This window comes from Micrococcaceae bacterium Sec5.1, from assembly GCA_039636795.1.
Taxonomy (GTDB): domain Bacteria; phylum Actinomycetota; class Actinomycetes; order Actinomycetales; family Micrococcaceae; genus Arthrobacter.
Map to the genome: position 1 here is coordinate 2,213,990 of CP143430.1, position 19,586 is coordinate 2,233,575.

At 60.8% G+C, this 19,586-nt stretch carries 12 protein-coding genes and 2 pseudogenes; 11 read left to right on the forward strand and 3 right to left on the reverse strand.

All coding sequences use genetic code 11. The annotated features are described in order from the left end of the window. Positions 1-52: 52 nt before the first annotated feature. Together VUN82_10250 and VUN82_10255 are read right to left on the reverse strand one after the other, a co-directional pair. A complete protein-coding gene (locus VUN82_10250; GenBank protein XAS74169.1) occupies positions 53-199 on the reverse strand; it encodes a hypothetical protein in 147 nt (48 codons plus the stop codon). A gap of 87 nt (positions 200-286) precedes the next feature. Beyond that, entirely contained in the window at positions 287-541 is a 255-nt protein-coding gene (locus VUN82_10255; GenBank protein ID XAS74170.1) for a hypothetical protein, read from the reverse strand. A gap of 713 nt (positions 542-1,254) precedes the next feature. Between VUN82_10255 and VUN82_10260 the strand changes: the two are divergent. The 11 genes and pseudogenes from VUN82_10260 to VUN82_10310 all read left to right on the forward strand — a co-directional run bounded on the left by VUN82_10260 (position 1,255) and on the right by VUN82_10310 (position 18,480). After that, positions 1,255-1,452 (forward strand): annotated as a pseudogene (locus VUN82_10260) (IS110 family transposase). Positions 1,453-2,616: 1,164 nt separating this feature from the next. Further along, on the forward strand, positions 2,617-3,810 hold the full coding sequence (locus VUN82_10265) for an ABC transporter substrate-binding protein (GenBank protein ID XAS74171.1): 1,194 nt from the start codon (positions 2,617-2,619) through the stop codon (positions 3,808-3,810). 166 nt (positions 3,811-3,976) lie between these two features. After that, positions 3,977-4,663: an ATP-binding cassette domain-containing protein gene (locus VUN82_10270; GenBank protein XAS74172.1), complete on the forward strand. Its 687-nt coding sequence runs from the start codon at positions 3,977-3,979 to the stop codon at positions 4,661-4,663. Beyond that, complete coding sequence (locus VUN82_10275; protein ID XAS74173.1) at positions 4,663-7,407, forward strand: ATP-binding cassette domain-containing protein; 2,745 nt, start codon at positions 4,663-4,665, stop codon at positions 7,405-7,407. Before VUN82_10270 ends, VUN82_10275 begins: the two co-directional genes overlap by 1 nt. Before the next feature lie 1,213 nt (positions 7,408-8,620). After that, positions 8,621-8,914, forward strand: coding sequence for a hypothetical protein (locus VUN82_10280; GenBank protein ID XAS74174.1), 294 nt, complete (start codon positions 8,621-8,623; stop codon positions 8,912-8,914). A 179-nt stretch (positions 8,915-9,093) separates the two neighbouring features. Continuing rightward, a complete protein-coding gene (locus VUN82_10285; GenBank protein XAS74175.1) occupies positions 9,094-9,309 on the forward strand; it encodes a hypothetical protein in 216 nt (71 codons plus the stop codon). A gap of 1,494 nt (positions 9,310-10,803) precedes the next feature. Further along, positions 10,804-12,346 (forward strand): annotated as a pseudogene (gene istA, locus VUN82_10290) (IS21 family transposase). Next, positions 12,339-13,127: an ATP-binding protein gene (locus VUN82_10295; GenBank protein ID XAS74176.1), complete on the forward strand. Its 789-nt coding sequence runs from the start codon at positions 12,339-12,341 to the stop codon at positions 13,125-13,127. Before istA ends, VUN82_10295 begins: the two are co-directional and overlap by 8 nt. A gap of 950 nt (positions 13,128-14,077) precedes the next feature. Continuing rightward, entirely contained in the window at positions 14,078-15,313 is a 1,236-nt protein-coding gene (locus tag VUN82_10300) for an IS110 family transposase (GenBank protein XAS74177.1), read from the forward strand. Positions 15,314-15,784: 471 nt separating this feature from the next. Next, positions 15,785-17,941 carry a glycogen debranching N-terminal domain-containing protein gene (locus VUN82_10305; protein XAS74178.1) on the forward strand — a complete coding sequence of 719 codons (2,157 nt, stop codon included), beginning with the start codon at positions 15,785-15,787 and terminating at the stop codon, positions 17,939-17,941. Positions 17,942-18,060: 119 nt separating this feature from the next. Next, entirely contained in the window at positions 18,061-18,480 is a 420-nt protein-coding gene (locus VUN82_10310) for an SDR family oxidoreductase (GenBank protein ID XAS74179.1), read from the forward strand. Here the strand turns inward: VUN82_10310 and VUN82_10315 are convergent. Further along, a complete protein-coding gene (locus VUN82_10315; GenBank protein ID XAS74180.1) occupies positions 18,441-19,478 on the reverse strand; it encodes a LacI family DNA-binding transcriptional regulator in 1,038 nt (345 codons plus the stop codon). The two genes, VUN82_10310 and VUN82_10315, sit on opposite strands and share 40 nt — an antisense overlap. Between the last annotated feature and the right edge of the window lie 108 nt (positions 19,479-19,586).

Here is a 19,586-nt window from a genome sequence, read left to right on the forward strand (position 1 = left end):
CGCGGCCAATTGTCAGTACGACCGTTGGATGGACCTTCGCTCTCGGCCCCTCCTAGTTCAAGCGGATGCCATCTACCATCAGGTTCGCCAAGGCTTCGTAGGCTTCAGCATCACTGAGACCAGCCTTTGCTGCGACCTGCCGCTGTTGGATCCTCACCATGAGGGACGAGGCCACGTCGGAGACAAAATCCGCAGGCACTTGCCGGAAAACACCATTTTGGACGCCTTCAGAAACGAGTTCACGCACTTTCTCGGCCGCGATTCAGGTGTTTCGCTCATGGATCTCCTAAGGGGGAAACGTTGCCACATCGTTAATAAACGCAGGCGAGGCCAGCCGCAATTCGTCGCCCACGGCACGCAGATATAAGGCCAAACTGTTCGCCGGGTTCGTTTCGTCCTGAAGTTTGGCTTCGACACATTCAGCTCCGGCCTTGAAGAAGGAAATAACCGCCGAACGGACGAGGTGCTCTCTGCTGCTGGCAAGACTGTATATCGTCGATTTTGAACAGTGAAGCCTGCTGGCTGCCGCTTCAATAGTCAAGTCTGCGAAACCTTCTCGTAGGACGAGCTCGACAAGTTGTGCGAACAGCTCACTTAGCCGGGCAGTCCTTTCTCGTCGAGGTACTTGGGTGGCGACGGACAATTCTCCTACTATTCCAGAAATACATCGGCGGGTACTCTTTCAGCCGCAGGCCGGTACGCTAGTACTCAGAGTCGTACTGCTCGGAAGGAGCGGTTCTCCTTTCAGTTACAACGGAGCTTCGGGCCTCAGCAGGCCGTCGAAAGAAAAAATGATGGTTCCTCTGAAAGAAGACCTGCAACCGGGATCACCTGGACCAGCAGCTCATACCACACCTGGGACTGGCCCTTGAATTCTGTCTCCCACTGCCGATCAAGGGTGACAAGACATCAGCACCACCTGTCACCGGAGTCCTCGATACGCTCGGCCTCGACGGGTGAGGCTGTCATATTCGAGGAGCCCGATGTGGGGTAACCCCAACAGCTTCGCTCGCAAACGCCCCGCTTGTTTCAAACCCCTGTGAGGATGGGGTGGCAGGTCTGGGACTGGCTGGCAGAGAAGGTGCAGGCCGTTCCACCCCGCGGTCGTGACTCATTAAACGCTTGGCCCCGTGCCCGGGTGTCCTGTTTATTAGTGGCCATGAAAAACTGCCCATAAGCGGCCTGACCATGTGCGCGAAATGAGGAGGTGCCCCAACCGCTGTGACAATCGCTGCGTATTCCCACCCGTTTATCATGGGAGTTGACACCCACGCCCGGAAGCACGTTTTCGCCATTATTGCCGCGGCTAGCGGCGAAAGGATCGAAAACCGTGATTTCGCAGCGACGGGCGCCGGGATCAATCGCGCAATTGCTTGGGTTGCGCGTCGCACCGAGGCCGATATGGCCACTCTTTGGGTGGTTGAGGGCGCGGCTTCTTATGGTGCCGTGTTGGAGTTCGCGCTTGCCTGGGAACGCTTTCCGTCAGCGACCCAGAGTTCGCTGCCAATATCACAGCCCATAAATGATCCCATGGTCCTAGGACACTCCGAATGGCGGGGCAGATCCCGGAGCAAGTCGTGGCGCCATTCCCGCACTTCGAGGGTGGGCGCAATTGTCACTCCTCCCGGGCCGGCTGAGTCACCTGCGACGGGTGTCAAATGTGCTGCGCTCGCACTGCGGGTCAAGCCATAACGCCCGGTCCTCTGCGGCAGCTGGGGCGGCGACCGATACGGGTGGGAGCTGCGGTCGGTCAACGTCGCCCCTTCCGATGTCGGGGCCCACCATGACTTCGTCGTCGCGGAACGCAGGTAGCGTTTTGTATGCCCTCGGCGTGGACCAACCGTCGCCGAGCTATCAGCAGGGCGAGCCAACGACGCCCCTCCGGCGTCAATGGCACGTTCTCGTGGGTCACCAAGCGATCAGCTGGCACACGTTTCCGCGCTCGAATTCGACCTGACCGAAACCCGCCGCGGGCCGCCTACGCGTCCAGCGCAATGTGAATCCTCTCCGCGAACTGGCCATCAGAATCGCCTGCCCGGGGAAGCAGGTCTTCGACCGCCGGATACGCGCCTCAAGCACACCTGAGATGGCCGGTATATACGTTCCCTTGCGGGTTTAGGACTTGCGCCCCAGCTTGTCACTGAAGAAAGCGGAGCAGGCCATTCTCCGGGAAGATCTGCAAAGCGTATGGACGTGATCCAACTGTTCTACGGAGCCGCACCGCTCTCGGGTCAACCTCCGGTCAGGCGACCGAGCAGGATCGGCGTGCCGCACCACCGCGTCTTGCGTTAAGTGGCCGTGCCGCCGGGCCCCTCGAAGGCATGAGCTGTATTGTGGCCTTCGCGCCTATTGACAATCTGTACGTAACACGTCAGTATTCATCCTATGCCCGCCGCACTCCTCGTGCGGCTCGGCGGCGCGAGACGGAGCACTAAAGCGTTAGTTACCCTCTTGAGTTCTAAGAGTGAAGCCAAGGTTGTCAAGCAAAGACGCTCGATATCTGAAGTACGTCATGTGCAATGGGGTGGTAAGTGGCACCACATTACTAAACGATAGGCGTACTGCCTGTGTACGGGTTAATCCCGATGCTAGGGAACTTTATTTGAAGGAGAAGGCATGAAGATGCGTAAGTATGGAATCGTTGGAGTCATCGGTCTCAGCCTAGTGCTGCCGGCCTGCGGTACCAGTAGTGGTAGCGGTGAAGCTGGGTCGGGCAACCCGATCAAGATCATGACGATAGCTACTCTGAAAAGCGACGCATATTCCGCGCCTTGGGTGCAGACAGCGGTGGAGGCAGCGGTCCATGGCATAAATGCAGACGGTGGCGTCGGTGGTCGACCGATCGAAGCCCTGTTCTGCAACGATAAATTCGACCCGAACGAGGCCACCGCCTGTGCTCAGCGTGCGGTGAGCGAAGGGGTCACGGCGATTATTGGCGGGGTGACCTCAAGCGAAGCGGTCATGACCCCGGTGCTCGAAGCGAAACACATCCCATACATCGGTCCGCCGGGAACAGACGCAAAGTTCGAGGCAACGAATGCGATCTACTACCCCATCAATGGTGCCGGCATTGCCCCCATGTACGGAGTTGGTAACCTTGCCGTGACACGCGGCGGCCCCAATGTCGTTACGGCGGTGAGCGACTACGGTACTGCACGTGCGGCGGGTGAGCTGATTAACGAGGCTGTGGGGGCAGCCCATGGACATGCGAGTACTGTCATCGTGCCCGTGAACGCTGCGGACTATGCACCGACTGCTGCCAGCATTCTGAGCAAGAACCCAAACGGGGTTGCGCTCACGGGAAGCAGCACCGACATGGTCCGCGTCATTAGGGCCCTGCGGCAAGCTGGCTACCAAGGCACGATCTCCAGCCTCTCGTCGGTTGCGACGGCCGACGCCATCCAAGCGCTCGGCGGCTCCGCCGAGAATCTTGTTCTCGCTTCGCGTGGCCTGTCGGCGCTCGACACGGACAACCCTGTCATCGCCGAGTTCAACAAGGAGATGAAGGCCACTGATCCGAATGCCGTTATTGACGACATCGGGCTGAACTCGTGGATGTCGGTGCGGCTCTTCGCGGAGGCGATAAAAGGCAAGAACATCACCGACGGCGCCTCAGTGATCTCCGCCCTGAATGAAATCACTAAGCCGATCAATCAGGGAGGCGTCTACCCGGATTACCCCGGCATCGTGAATCCGGCTCCGGTCGCACGATACCCGCGTGTCCCTGTGTTCCAGACAATCCCCACCGTGATCAAGAACGGCAAGGTTGTGACGGACGGCGGCTTTTACAACCCGCTCGATGGCAAATGAGGAAAGTGAACCGAAGGTGGCAGTGGAGTTCGACATGATGACTCACGAGAGACTGGGGGCACCAATGAGAAGCGGCTCGGCGAGTCAACGGGGCCATTCGGCTGAGCCATCATTACGCGCGAGTGGCCTGGTCGCTGGTTACGGCGAGTTGGAGGTCGTGCATGGGGTGGACATTGAAGTCCGTCAAGGCGAAGTTGTGGCTCTCTTGGGATCAAACGGAGCCGGCAAGTCCACGACCCTGCTGACTCTTGCTGGCGTACTCCCTGCGCTTGGCGGGAGGGTTGAATGGTTCGGCGAGCCCGCGAAGGGAACTCTTCACGCGCGGGCCGTGGGCGGGCTCGGTTTTGTTCCTGAAGAGCGCTCAGTCATCATGTCAATGTCTGTACGCGACAACCTTCTCTTGGGTTCGGGCGGGGTGGACGCTGCAGTGGACATTTTTCCTGAGCTGGGGAAGTTATTGTCTCGCAGTGCAGGACTACTGTCGGGAGGGGAACAGCAGATGCTGACCCTCGCCCGCGCGTTGGCTCGCCGCCCGAAAGTCCTGCTCGCCGACGAGTTATCACTCGGACTTGCGCCAATCATCGTCGATCGCCTCATGGTGGCGCTCCGCCAGGCCGCAGAGAGGATAAATGTCGGGATTCTGCTGGTAGAGCAGCAGGCGAAACGCGCCCTGGAAGTTTCAGACCGATGGTACCTGATGAGACGCGGTTCGGTTGTTGCCAGCGGTGACTCAAACTCCGGACTCGAGGACATCCGCAGACTCTATCTGACGGACCACGACGATCTGACGGACCACGACGATGCGGCTGGTTTGACCATGAACGGTTCACTGACTTTGGAAAGCGATATGTAATGGACATTCTGCGATTCGTCCTCGTTGGTATTGGTGCGGGAGCGCTTTATGCGCTCATCGCTCAGGGGATGGTGCTCGTCTATCGAGGATCTGGCGTACTCAACTTTGCGCAAGGTGGTTTTGTGATGGTTGGCGCATACACTTATTATCAGATGTCAGTTGGGTGGGGAATCCCACTTGCTGTAGCACTCGTTGGGTCGGTCGTTGCCGGAGCAATTCTCGGGTCACTCGTTCAGCTGCTGATTTTGCGAAATATGACGCGGGCGTCCCCTCTCCTCCGTGTGGTGGCAACGTTAGCGTTGTTCATCGTCCTCCAGGCCCTAGGCACATTGATCTTCGGTAGTTCCCTAAGGTCCGTACCGTCGCTTCTGCCAACCAACTCGATCGAAATTTCGGCTGGAGTGTCCATTGGCGCAGATCGCTTGATAATACTCGGCGTAGCCATAGTTTCAACCATTTGTCTTTGGTGGTTCTACAAGACCACGGCGTTTGGCCGCGCGACCAGCGCGGTAGCTGAGAACCAGCTGGTTCCGGCGAGCCTCGGCCATTCCCCCGAACGAATTGCCGTTGCCAACTGGGCATTCGGCGCTGGATTGGCTGCACTGACTGGGGGGCTGATCGGCCCAATAACTTATTTGCAGCCGAACTTGCTAGCCATGCTCGTGATACCCGCACTCGCTGTGGCATATGCAGCGAACTTCCGTTCCTTCCCCGTGGTTCTCGTTGCAGGCCTGTCACTCGGCGTCATCGAGGCTCTCATGTCAAGTTATGTCACGATCCCAGGAATGTCGCAGTCGGTTCCCTTCATAGTTGTGGTCACCCTTATGGTCTTGCGGGGACGCGGAATTCCAATGCGCAGTTACGTGTTGGATCGGTTGCCGTCGGTGGGACTCGGGCGGATCCCTGTGATAGTAGCTGCAACGAGTCTCATAGTTCTCTTGGCACTTCTTACGTCTATTCTTAGTCCCGTTTGGATCAACGCCTTTACGGTCACAATCGGGTTCATGATCCTCTGTCTTTCGGTCGTGCTGATTACTGGCTATGGAGGACAATTGTCGCTCGCCCAGTATTCGCTCGCGGGCTTCGGCGCGCTTGTGGCTGCGCGGCTCTTTTCGGACTGGGAATGGCCCTTCCTTCTTTCCGTTCTGGGGGCGTTTATCCTCACTGCCTTATTGGGCGCTCTGGTCGCTCTCCCTGCGTTGCGGACTCGAGGTATCGATTTAGCAGTCGTGACTCTGGGGTTGGGGGTTGTGCTGTATAACGTAGTGCTCAATAGCAAGGACGTAAGTGGCGGAGTTGAGGGGATTCGCATTCCACCGATCGATGTCTTTGGCATCGACGTATCTGGATTGACCAACCCAGAAGGATACGCGATCGTGGCGGCGATACTTCTGTTCGCGGTGGCGATTGGGCTGCTAAACCTGAGGCGCGGTGCAAGCGGGCGTCGTTTACTCGCGGTGCGAGGCAATGAGCGGGCCGCGGCGGCGCTCGGAGTCAATGTCTACGGTACCAAGGTCTTTGCGTTCTCGGCTGCGGCTGGAATCGCCGCCCTCGCAGGGATCATGCTCACATTCCGGGGCGCGAGCGTCGTTACAGTGCCCTTCGATCCGTTCCAGTCGATTATCGCGGTTGCCATGACAGTTGTCGGTGGTGTCGGGATGGTCGGCGGTGGCATTATGGGCGGTTCTTTGATAAGTGGGGGTATCGGTTCCGAGCTCTTCGCCAAGTTGCATGAGATCGAGTCGTGGCTACCTCTTATCACCGGAATCGTGCTGCTGGTTATTTTGGTTCGCCAACCGTCAGGGCTTTGGGCAGTCAATGCAGAATTAGCACGTGCTGGCGTTAACAAGATGAAAGATTCGATTCGTCGCAATAGAGCGGCCAAACCCAATGGATCTGCCGACGCAGAATTTTCTCAATATGCGAATGCTCACACGGTCAAAGTCGTACCGCGGCGACTCAAGATTGGGGGTTTGCGAGTTGCGTTCGGAGCGGTAGTAGCCGTCTCGGATGCAACGCTGACAGTTGAGCCTGGACAGGTTCATGGGCTCATTGGACCCAATGGGGCTGGGAAGACCACCGTGATCGACGCGGCCAGCGGTTTTGTCAAGTCGACGGGGACCGTAACTCTTGGAGGGGACAGTCTAACGGGGATGAGTCCACTCCGTCGCGTCGATGCGGGCCTGGCACGGTCGTTTCAATCTCTGGAACTCTTTGAGGACCTGACGGTCCGGGAGAATCTGGCAATCGCATGCGAGGACTGGAACTTCCTGAAGTATCTCAAGGACTTTGTGAAGCCGGGGCGAGTCAGACTGAACACGGCTGCTATCGCGGCTGCACAACAATTCAACCTGATGGACGTTCTCGACGCGAAGCCGAGCGAACTTCCAATGGGTAGGCGTCGCCTCGTCGCTATCGCTCGGTCGATAGCAGCAGCACCTTCGGTCCTATGTCTTGATGAACCCGCCGCGGGTCTGAGCGACGCTGAGGCGCAGAATCTGTCCGTATTGCTTCGTGACGTGGCAAGAAACTGGAACATGGGAATTCTGCTGGTTGAGCACAACGTGGAGATGGTTGTCGCGACGTGTGACGTTGTGACAGTGCTGGTGGGCGGCTCCGTGTTGACCTCCGGGCCGCCCGAAGAGGTGCGCAGCGACGAGCGCGTCCTGGGAGCGTATCTCGGAGCTACGGGCACGACCGATGAGCACGATACAGACATTCGCATCATGTCTGAAACCACCTGAACTACGCCGGTTGATCGCCGGCAAATTTGATTGCCCGTTCGTGGCGGCGGTCTTGACCAGCGGCGGCAGTGTTGTGACGGGGAGGCCTCCGCCTTGGGTGCCGACGTGTGTCAGGGATCCCTTGCCCGTCCCTCGTGTCGTCACTGGGAGAGCCCCTTCTTTCCCGGGTGAAATGGCCATGCCAATCGTGTGTATCACCTGGGAAGGAAGGGGCATGTTGTGACTTGCCGTGGGAGTTCATGGAAATTTGGTTGCCTACGATTTAAGCCGGTAACTGTCGCCGCGAAGATCTGCGGCGTCTCGCACAGCGCCTGCGCACTTTTGTGAAAGGCCGCCAGAAGGGAGCGCAGGCACTGGTGCGGTGGCGCCGATGGCCGAGTTCGCCAGGCCTCTGGCTCCGGCGGTGAAGCTGCTTCCGTGCCAAGGGATCCGGAGTCCAAGGGCATGGTTAAGCGGATGAGCAGGTTCTTCCGGCAACGCTTTACCCCAAGCTGGTACTACACTTGCATTTCAGGCGTGGCCGCAGGCCCTGTAGAGGCAACGCTTGGCGCGTTTCTGGTGTCTTCGGCACCAGGGGGATCTTTCAGGGTGTGTGGTCCGTCTGGGTAGCGACGCCCAGGCGAGGCAGGTGATCAGGTGCCCGATTTCGGGCATGCTCACGGTAATCACCCCGCTGTCGTCATTGGGGTGGGGGCACCCTTTTGAACCGCAAGACGGTCGGGAAAGCATGGATAGCATGATGTGCCTGTCCCAGCCGGCAGACCTGGTGGTCGAGGCAGGTTTCGGCCTTGGCTGCTTAAAGGGTTTCCTCGACGGCCCAGCAGGCGTCGGCCACGCGCGCACGCGTTCGGCCAGGGAGACCCTCGCCTGTGCGTGGTAGATGTAGTAGGCCAGATACCCGGGGTCGGCCAGGGACAGTCGGGCGAGGAGCCAGTGCTCGCGTTCCGGATCGTTGGCACGGTTGATGCCGGCACGGGCCCAGGAACTGTGGCGGTCGCCCTGGAACCAGTTCCTGCGGAGCGGGTCCGCCTTAGCATGTAGATGCCCGCGAGGAGCCGTAGCAGCCGGGATCAGCGCCTCGACAGTTTGGCCAGCCAGCTCTTCTTCGACGTCTCAGCTGCGGGGACAGCCTTCGATGGGGCCTCTTTGTCGTCGTCGGGTTCTTCGTCGAACTTTCCAACGACTGCGAGGTCGAACAGAAACTGATCGACCGATGACACTAGGTCCACGCCGCGCCTGGCAGGCCGCAACAAAAGCCAAGCAAGAGTCCAAGGAACTGGGCGAGCTGCGCGCCATCGAACCAGCGTCCCGGCGCCGCGATGGCTCACCCAAAGTGGGCCCTGGCCAGGTTTACGTGGTGAGCTCCGGCAAGGTCTATCACCCGGCCTGGTGCAACTCAGTGGGCAACATCTGGGACGACAACCCCAAACGGCTGCTGGTCGTCGAGGAGACTGGTGTTGGCGACCGTCAGGCCTGTAAAGCCTGCGACGAACGCCTGCAGGCCTGACTTTGCATATTTAGCGGCTACGACTGAGTCAGGCCTCCGGCGGTCCTCTCGGTAAGAGACGGTCCGCCCGCATAGGATGATCCCATATCTGAACCCGAGCCAATCACGATCCGGAACAGTCTGCCGAACATCCTGCAAATGAGGCGTATGGCCCGGCTTGGAAACGCACGCAGGATGTCATGGTGGTCATAACGGTAGGTGGTACTTCCACTCACCTGGCTTTCGAAGTCTTTGCGGTCAGACTTCCCGGTTCGTGGCCCGCGCTTGGTTTCTCCTCAGGGGCTGCAGGGCGTTTAAAGGCTGGTCTCAAACAGGGCATCGCCACGATCACCGATACGAACGGCACACTCATCGACCTGGCGCTCAACACCGAGATGAATCTGCCGGAACACTAAGCTCTTGCCGCTTCGAAGGCAGCACCTTTCCGATGACGAGGAAGCGTACAACAAGGCCTGGCCGCCGCGCTGGGAGGGGTCTGCCTCGATCGGAAGCTGATCACCACGGACCTCCACCGCCGAGGCATCGAAGCGTGCGACCTATATCTTCCGGACGCGACCCTGATCCACGTCAAGAAAACCGAGAAGTCCGCTGCCGCGAGTCATCTCCTGGCGCAGGCGCTCGTGTCCGCGGACGCTCGGTGCAATGATGATCAGGCGAGGGAGAAGCTGCGAAGCAGAATCAAAGCGCTTGGCGGTAACGCAGATGGGCTGGGGTCGAAGCCCTCGAGGGCCGTGCAAGCCCTGCATCGGCTTGAGGGGAAACCGGTGACTCCGAAAACCCTTTTCACCTTCACAAAAGTTAACTTGGTCAGACAGGGCGCCGTCGCTCCAGGAGCGAAGCGTTTCGGTGCGTGTGGTATTGATCGAAGGTACCAGCGCCTGAGCCGTGGCTTAGGAAGCCGCGCCGTGCAAGGCCCTGCAAGATGTCGTGGCTTTCCTACTACGTGCCCAGCCGTCACTCGGGTTCAACCCACGTTGATGTCCAGTCGAGGGACTCGCTTAGAGAAGCGATGCGGCTGAACTCCTCGAAGTACGAATGGGCGATGGCTGCGTCGTGGATCACCACGGCGTTCTCGAACGAGAAGCTGGCGTTCCTGGTGAAGTTGAAGGAACCCCTCCAACGCTCTCGGCCTCAAGAGTTATGGAGTCAGCCATCTCCAAGCCCCCCCCACAACGTCGCCCAGAACTGCCGTCTGGCGTAGACGGACAAGGAATTTGTGGTGCATGCGCGGGCTGGCCGCCTTCCGCTCCGAGTTGTGGTTGCCGACGCAACGAACGCCTTCTTGGCGATCTCGTCCAAGACCTCCAGATCGGTCCATGCAACACATCCGATTAAGGCTTCGGAGCCGCGGGATGAAATCGACAAGAGGTTCTTTCACGGCTCCGAAGTGGGAATTCACGCGCGGACCAGACGAGGAGGCTCCTCGGCTGCGCTGGTCCCACTCGAAGTCGCTCGGCTCGTAAATATCTGGCCGTAGATCATGAAGAGACCGCTGACCTGGATTTTCTGGTGCTGGTTGACTGAACAATCACCCTAGGGCCTCGAGGAGTCTTGGTCGTGAAACTCCAGCCGTCGGCGCGTGCAGTGGGACCACGGGCTCAATCGGTCATGACCTTCGAAAGATTCGCCGTGGTCATCGGGGCCATCGTGTAAGCGGCAACTTCAAACTGACCGGAGACGGAAAATCTGATTGACCGTTCGCGGCAGTGGTTTTGACCATTGGCGGCAAGCATTTTTGGACACCAGTAGGCCATCTTGAGTGGTCTAGCGGGCCGGGATTCCTCTTGTAAATCCCTCGTGTCGCTACGGGGAGAGCCCCCTCCTTCCACGGTGAAATGGCGATGCCAATCGTTGTATTTCACCCGTTGCGGGGAAGGAAGGGGCTCGTTGTGAAGTCTCCAGGAGAGTTCATGGAAATTTTAGCTGCTTACGACCTGACACGGTCGTACCGGGATGGCGAAAATCTGCGGCGTCTCGCATAACACCGTGCGCTCCTATGTGAAGGCCCGCGAGCACGGTGCTCAGGCCCCGGTGGCCCGGCAACGCGGCCGGATGACCGACCCTTCCCTGCCACAGATGATCTCCTGGGTCGAGCAGTCCCGCGGAAAGATCCGCGGCGACGTGGTGCATGAGAAGCTCCAGGCTTTGGGCTTCACCGGGTGTGAGCGGACAACCAGGACCACGCTGGCCGAATTGAAAGCGAAATACCGGGCCCGGAATGTGCGCGTGCACCGCCCCTGGACCCCGGAGCCGGGTCTGTGGCTGCAGTATGACTACGGAGACGGGCCCGTCGTTGACGGGGTGAAGACCGTGTTGTTCGTGGCCTGGCTCGCGTTCTCCCGGTTCCGGATCGTGATCGCTTTGCGGGATAAGACCATGCCGAGCGTGTTCGCCGCCCTTGACCGGACGTTCAGGCTGATCGGCGGGGTCCCGACCTACATTTTGACCGATAACGAGAAGACCGTCACGGTCGAGCACGTCGCCGGGATCCCGGTCCGCAACCACCAGATTGTGGCGTTTACCAGGCATTACTCAACCTCGCTGCAGACCTGCCTGCCAGCGGACCCTGCTTCGAAGGGCGGGGTCGAGAACGCGGTCAAGATCGCCAAAGCCGACCTCGTCCCGAAAGAGACCAACCTGCTGCCCGAGTACCGGTCCTTCGCCGAACTGGAGGCGGCGTGTGAGGCGTTCATGGAGGAGGTGAATACGCGGGTGCATCGGGCCACGCTGGAGATCCCGAAGGACATGCTCCGGGTTCTCGAAGGCCCGAGGTTGCATCCGGTCCCGGCCACCCCGGACACGGCCAGTTTCGGACACACCCGACAGGTCCCCCCGAACACGCCCATGATCACCTTTCAACAGTCCCGTTACTCTGTTCCCCACACCCTGATGGGTCAGATGGTCTGGGTGCGCGGGACCGGCACCGAAGTGATCATCGTCCACGTCGATGGCACCGGACCGGTCGAGGTCGCACGCCACAAACTCACCCGCCCCGGCACTCCGGCGATCATTGACGACCACTTCCCGCCGGCCCCTGCCGGGGCCCTGGAACGGATCATCCGCCCGTCCAACACGGCCGAGGAAACGTTCCTGGCCCTGGGCGCCGGGGCAGCGCTCTGGCTCAAGGAAGCAGCCGCCGCAGGCACCGGAAAGATCCGGCACAAAATGGAACGCGCTGTCACCCTCGCCAAGGTCCTGGGCGCCGACGAAGTCGACAAGGGCCTCGGAGCAGCAGCGGTGCACCAGCGCTTCACCCACGAAGACCTGCTCTCCATCGTCACCACCACCACCGGGACAAGCCACCTCCCCGCCATCACACACACGGTCACCGACCACACGCAGTGGCTGAGCCAGGGCACTGGCGCTTGGGCCAACTTCGGCACCACCCCTGCGCCTACCAATGATGACTTCGAAGGAGCCTCCGATGAGTAATAACACCCTCACACCGCCCCTGGCCGACGCGGCCCTCGAGCACGTGATTGGGCTGATGCGCACGACCCGGATGCCGCACGCACGCGCTGTCGTCGCCGAGGTCCTGGCTACCGCGAAAGCCCAGCGCTGGGACCCCACCGAAGTCGTCCGTGTCCTGCTCGAAGCCGAAGCCACCGGCCGGAACGCCTCGATGCTGGCCACCCGCCGCAAACGCGCCGGCTTCCCCAGCGGGAAGACCTTCGAGGTCTGGGACGAAGCCCTCTCCACCCTCCCGGCGGCAACAACCTCGTTCCTGCGCACTCTGGAGTGGGTGCGGCGTCGGGAAAACCTCATCGCGTGCGGGCCCTCCGGCACCGGCAAAACCCTGCTCCTGGAAGCACTCGGCCAGCAGGCCATCGATCAAGGCATGTCCGGGTCCTGGCTCAGCATGGAAGACCTCGGCGCACTCGTGCGACGGCACCGCATCGATGACAGCGTCAACAAAGCCATCACCCGCGCCACCAACGCGGACCTGATCTGCATCGATGACATAGGCCTCTTGCCCGTTTCCGCCGACGCGGCCGAAGGCTTCTACCGGGTCGTGGAGGCCTCCTACGAGAAACGGTCCCTGGCGATCAGCTCGAACATCCACCCCTCCGGGTTCGATGAGCTCATGCCCAAATCAATCGCCACCGCTACCGTGGACCGGCTCCTCCATCACGCCCACCTATGCCAAACCAGCGGCGAGTCTGTCCGGCTCATGCAAGCCCAAAACGGGAAAGGAACCCGCCCCATGAGCTAATCCCAAACCCTCGTCAGGCGCCCGCCCACCCGGCACGCCCGGGCGCCTGACCCTGTCCAAAAATACTTGCCGCCACCGGTCAATCACCTGCCGAACGGTTAAACCAACCTGCCGCCACCGGTCATTTCTACGTTGCCGTTGACACCTTCGCCCACATGCTACCGGCAGGACTGCCGGAGAGATCGCCTGCCCTTTGCTTTCCGCGGGTTGCAATCAACATTTCGAGATGACGTCCCCTGATGGAATGCCGCGTTCCTCACCTGATCTGTCCCCACGTCGGTGAGGTACCGGATACGCCGATGAGATTTCGATCGGCCGCGGACTTCTGTTGACTGCATTCGCGCGGCGGCCCTTGAATGGTGGGATCTTAGGAGAGGAGTAATCCACTGTCGGAGCATAGTGTTGGTGCACGAACCTGCAGCTACTTAGTGGCTGCTATCGACCCTTCGGAATGAGGCTCATGCGCCGCCCTAGGCATGGAGAGGCGTGGGGGATATGATGCTAGCAATCGTAGCGGAAGTGGTTGCATCGGTCGGGTCGCAGGCATCCGCTGGAGAAGGACCTACCCCAACGCAAGCCCCATTCGGCTCTACAACATGCCCGATCGGAAGGGCCTTGGCCGTCAGTATCCAGTCAGGGCACCATCGCCGTGAGGGCTGCCCTAGACGATATGGCTAGGAGGAACTTGTCCGGTGGTGGGCCCCCGGCCCGGGTCCTTCTGAAGGCCATTTTCGCCTTGCCGGACCCCGGGCGCCCGTTTTGATCCGGCCGGTTACGTTTGCGGAGCTTGGGGCGCTCCGGGTCCGTGCCGGGCGGTGATGGCCTCTGTCAGAAGGACCCGGGAAGTGTGTTCCAGGTGGGCTGGAACCTCCTTTTCAAAGCAAGACGTGGGTTGCCTGCCACACTTGGCGGACAAGTAGAGCCACATTTGAAGTTTGGAGGTTCCAGCTATGTTCGAGCGTACAAGCGTTGGACTGGATGTCCATGCCAGAAGTGTCGTAGCCTGCGCGTTGGATGGCCTGACCGGGGAAGTTTTCCGGCACCGTTTGACGCCGGACCGGGATGAGATTCTTGCTTGGATCATCTCGCTGCCTCCGCCGGTCAAGGTCGTTTACGAGGCGGGTCCGACTGGTTTCGGCTTGGCCAGGTTCCTCCTCACTTCCGGCATCGGTACCGTTGTCGCGGCCCCGTCTAAGCTCCAGCGCCCCTCGGGTGATCGGGTCAAAACCGATGCGAAGGATGCCCTGCACCTGGCCCGGTTGCTCAAACTCGGTGAAATCACGGCAGTCCAGGTGCCCTCGGTAGAGCAGGAAGCAGCTCGCGATTTGGTCCGCTCCCGTGAAGATGTCCGCGGTGATCTGATGCGATGCCGGCATCGGATCTCCAAGCTCTTGTTGCGCCAGGGCATCGTCTATTCCGGTGGGCAGGCATGGACCGGAACGCATGAATTGTGGCTCGCCCGGCAGCGTTTCGATGCCCCCGCCCGGCAACTGACGTATGAGTCATCGCTTGAGGTGATGCATGAGATCTCGGACCGCCGCGACCGTCTTGATCAGGCAATCGCCGTCATGGCCTATGCGAGCGAATACACCCCGGTAGTCCGGGCATTGCAGTGTTTGCGTGGGATCTCTACCTTGACCGCGTTCGGTCTCGCGGTGGAAATCGGTGATTGGGACAGGTTTACCGGATCCACGATCGGCGCGTATCTGGGCCTGGTTCCTACGGAGCATTCCTCGGGCGCGTCCCGGTCCCAGGGCTCGATCACGAAAACGGGCAACAGCCACGCCCGCCGGCTTCTCGTTGAAGCGGCTTGGCACCATCGCAGACCATACAACATCCCGTCCCGGCTCATGCGCTCCCGCTGGGAGGAGGCCACCTCCGAAGCACGAACGCGTGGCCATGCCGGGAACCGGCGCCTGCACGAACGCTGGATCAAATACCTCGAACGCCGTAAGCGGCCCGTCATCGCCAACGTTGCCATCGCCCGTGAACTCTCCGGCTGGTGCTGGTCCCTGGGCAACCGGAAGCCCAGAAAATTCCCGAATCCGGACCTGACTTCCCGATCCCTCCCGGGGGACGGAAGAGCCGGGGAGGAGCACCTGGTGGTTGGTTTCTTTGCAGCGCGTGGAGTAAACCCGCGATACAGCTATGGGCAGCCTTCAACGGGCCGCGCCCGATATTCCTAGACCAGCGGTAGCCTCCAGCCGAACACATCGTCCTGCGGTAACCAACCCGCGCATATCAGTCTGACCGCGCCGTCGACGACGACAGGCTACCCCCACCAAACCCACCCCCGGCAACACAAAAGGAAGCAGTCCCAAGGACCTCAAACCCTGGGACTGCTTCCCCATGCTCTTGACAACGAGAACTACATATCAGCTGAAACCGGGAATGCGGCATCGCTCGGATATACGTGGGCACCGCAGCCGTCCCACTTTGGTTGACAAAACCGCACGTCGGCGTTGCCAACTTCATTTACACCGGACGTCAGACTTGATGCTGGAGTAAGCCGAACTTGATCAAAGGGTCACACCAAGTCTCCTTCAAGCTCTGGTATCCGAGAGAAAGCAAGCGTAGCGTCGATTGAAGAATTGGCAGCGATGTCACCGCACTCATTCACGGGGACGTGTCTCGGGCGTCGGTTGGAAGGGGCCGGGATGGCAGGGTGGAATGCTGATACAGCGGCAGGGCCGTTGGGCGCCGGGGCTGTCACCTTGGTGGAGGGGTCATCGTTCTGTATCTCCTTGCCGAATGGGGACATGCACGCAGAGCATCCACACGGCCTGTTCGTTCAGGACACCCGCATCCTGTCCGGCTGGAGCCTCACCATCAACGGCCAAGCGCTGGAGCCGTTGGCGGCGGAGACGAAGGAGCCGTACCGTGCCGTGTTTACCGGACGCGTTCCCCGAACGGACGGGTATGCGGACAGCTCGCTGGTCGTGGAGCGGCTTCGCGAGGTCGGCGCGGGCATGCAGGAGCAGGTCACTGTTCACAACTACTCCCTGAAACCGACCGACTGCGTGATCCTGTTGAAGATCGACGCGGACTTCGCTGATGTATTCGAGGTGAAGGAGGCGCGGATCCGTCGGCGCTGGGACGAAGCCCGCCAGGTCAACGGTGACGCGCTCATCATCCGAGCTTTTTGGCAGGACGTCCGGAAGGGCGTCACCGTCCAGGCTCCCGGAGCAGACATTTCGACGGAGGGCCTCAGGTATCGGATGTCGGTCCCGCCGCACGGCCGCTGGAGTACGGTCTTGACAGTCATGCCAAGCACTGAGGAAGCCGTGTCCACAGCGGCATTCGTCCATTCTGAGGGGGATGGATTGTCCCCACGGGACCGGCGCCGGCAGGAGTGGGTAGTCAAGATCCCGGTGCTGCAGATGGGGAATCGCTCCATCGAACGGACGTTGCGGCGCAGTTACGACGATCTTGGCGCCCTCCGTATCGAGGAACCGGACCATCCGGAACGGGTGGTGGTGGCCGCTGGTGCGCCCTGGTTCATGACCCTGTTCGGTCGGGACTCGCTGTGGGCGTCGCTAATGGCGATGCCCGTGGATCCGTCCCTGGCCCTTGGCACGCTGCAGACCCTGGCAGACCGCCAAGGGACAGCATTGGATCTGATGAGCGAGGAGGAGCCGGGGAAGATCCTGCACGAGGTCAGACTCGATGTCTCCAGCGGGCTTTCCCTCGGCGGCAAATCCGCCTACTTCGGAAGCGTCGACGCGACACCGCTGTTCGTCATGGTGCTCGGGGCCGTCAGCCGCTGGGGATTCGCCAAAGACACTATCGCCGCGCTGCTGCCCCACGCTGACCGTGCGCTTGAGTGGATCCGGGATTACGGGGACAAAGACGGTGACGGGTTCGTTGAGTATGAGCGCCTGAACCCTCAAGGGCTGATCAACCAAGGATGGAAGGACTCCTGGGACGGCATCAACTTTGCCGACGGGACCCTGGCCGAGCCCCCGATCGCGCTCTGCGAAGTCCAGGCCTACGTCTACAACGCCTTTCTGGCGCGCGCCTGGATAGCGTATGATGCCGGCGACCTGACCTTGGCGGACGAGCTCGTGGATCGGGCGGCGTCGCTAAAAAGGCAGTTCAACGAGCAATTCTGGATACCCGAACGCGGATACTACGCCATCGCCCTCGATGGCAGGAAGCGGCAGGTGGACGCGTGCGCTTCCAACATGGGCCACTGTCTAATCCTCGGGATAGTGGACGAGGACAAGGCCCCGCAGGTGGCCGAACGGCTCATGTCCCCGGAAATGTTCAGCGGCTGGGGGGTGCGCACCTTGGCCAGCAACATGGGCGCCTATAACCCCATCAGCTACCACAACGGTTCGGTCTGGCCACATGACAATGCCATCATCACGACGGGTCTGCTGCGCTACGGCTTCGTGGCTGAGGCTCAACGGATCGCCACGGCTCTGCTGGAGGCGGCCGAGTACACGGGCGGCCGACTGCCGGAATTATTTTGCGGGTTCGGCCGGGACCAGTATTCCGCGCCCGTGCCTTATCCCACCTCATGCTCGCCGCAGGCTTGGGCAGCGACTACGCCCGTCCACCTGGTCACGAGCTTGATGCGGTACGACGCGCATGTTTCCCGCGGTGGCCTGTGGATCGATCCCGTCCTGCCGGAATCTTTCGGCGACCTGCACATCACCAACGCGCCCATGGCTGGGGGCCGGATCACCATCGACATCGCCAATTCCGTCGCGACCGTGCAGGGGCTTCCCGAAGGAATGGTGTTCCACCGCGGGCACCGTCCATGGATGACCGAACTCGTGGAGCAAGCCGACCGTCGCAAAAACGTTTAGTGGGGAGCGCGCTCGGGGCCGGCCTCCAACGAGCGACATGCCCATGTCGCGAAGTACGGCCGTCGATGCCGAGGCAGTGGCACGGCAACCACGCGTGCCGTCGCACGAGCGAGATTTTTGTGGCTCGCGTAAATCTGGACGGCTGCCTCCACGGGTTGGCGAGCATCCTCCCGGCACTCATCCAACAGGCATACGGCAGGGTGGCCATCCTGTCATCCATCTCCGCCCGTGAAGGAAACTCCCACCAGGCCGCCTACTCGGCCTCCAAGGCCAGGCTCGTAGCGCTGGTCAAAACGGCTGCCAAGGAAGTCGCACCATACGGGGTCACCGTCAACTCCATCGCACCATCCATGATGAAGACCCGGCTCCTGGAAGACCTGAGCCCGGAACGGAACGCCCAACTACTGGCCAAAGTCCCTATGGGAAGGGTCGGACTACCTGAAGAGTTCAGCGCCCTGGCGACTTGGCTGTTGTCCACCGAAGCAAGCTACATGACCGATCAGACCTTGGACCTGAGCGGTGGCCGCAATACGGCCTGAGGCGGCGGCGCGGTAGTTGTCCGCACCTTCAACATGACCGGAAACACGGACTTCTTTCCCTGGCTGGGGGGCTCGCCCTCGATCCTCCCAGCCAGCCGGTCCACTGCCTCATACGACATCTCCGGTATCGGCTGATGCACCGTTGTGAGGTTGATAAAAGCCCACCCGGCCGGCCCCGAATCGTCAAAACCCACAACGGATAACTCATCCGGAACCCGGATTCCTAACTGGGCCGCAGCATCCAAGGCGGCAAAGGCAAAAGCGTCCGTCACGCAAAACAAGGCTGTGGGCCTGTCCTCGCGATCAAGCATCCCCACAGCTGCGCGGACCCCGTCTTCATGCGTGAGCCGAATATGGCGGACCCACTCCTGACGCACTTCCAGGCCATGGCGTTCCATCGCTGCGCGGACACCGTCCTCGCGGTCACGGCCATTGGAGCGGTCCCGCAGCGTAGTCAACACCCCAATACGTTTATGGCCCAGCCCCTGAAGGTGGGTCACGACCAGCTCGCCGGCACCCCGGTCATCGGCAAGAACCGCTTCAACCTCAACACTGGGATCGTCACGGCTCAGCAGCACCACGGGCGTCCCGCGCTCCAGAACCCTACGGACCGCGGCTGAGGATTCCCGAGCCGAGACAAAAATCATTCCATCCACCGTGGCCTGGTCCAGCACATCAACCGCATCAGGATCAGGCATGACATCAGGATCCCTGATCAACACCATCCGGTAGCCGCGCTCAAGAAGCCTGTTCTGCAACGACTCCACGATGACGGGATAGATGGGGCTGGTCAGGTCGGCGACCACGACGCCAACAGCATGCGTTCGCCGAGTCACCATCATCCGCGCGGCCGCATCCGGGACGTACCCGAGCTCCCGGGCCGTCGACAGAATCCGTTCCTTGGTAGCCGGCGCAACAGACGGGTGACCGCGCAGAGCCCGTGAAACCGTCGACTGCGACAAGCCCAAATACTTTGCCACATCAACGCTGGTTACCATTCCCTAATCGTATTTCACCGAACCGTGCCAGGTGATAACAACGGGACGTGTAAGCGGACCGGGGACACCAGGACGCCTCCCTGACGAGATCGGTATTACGCTTCGGGC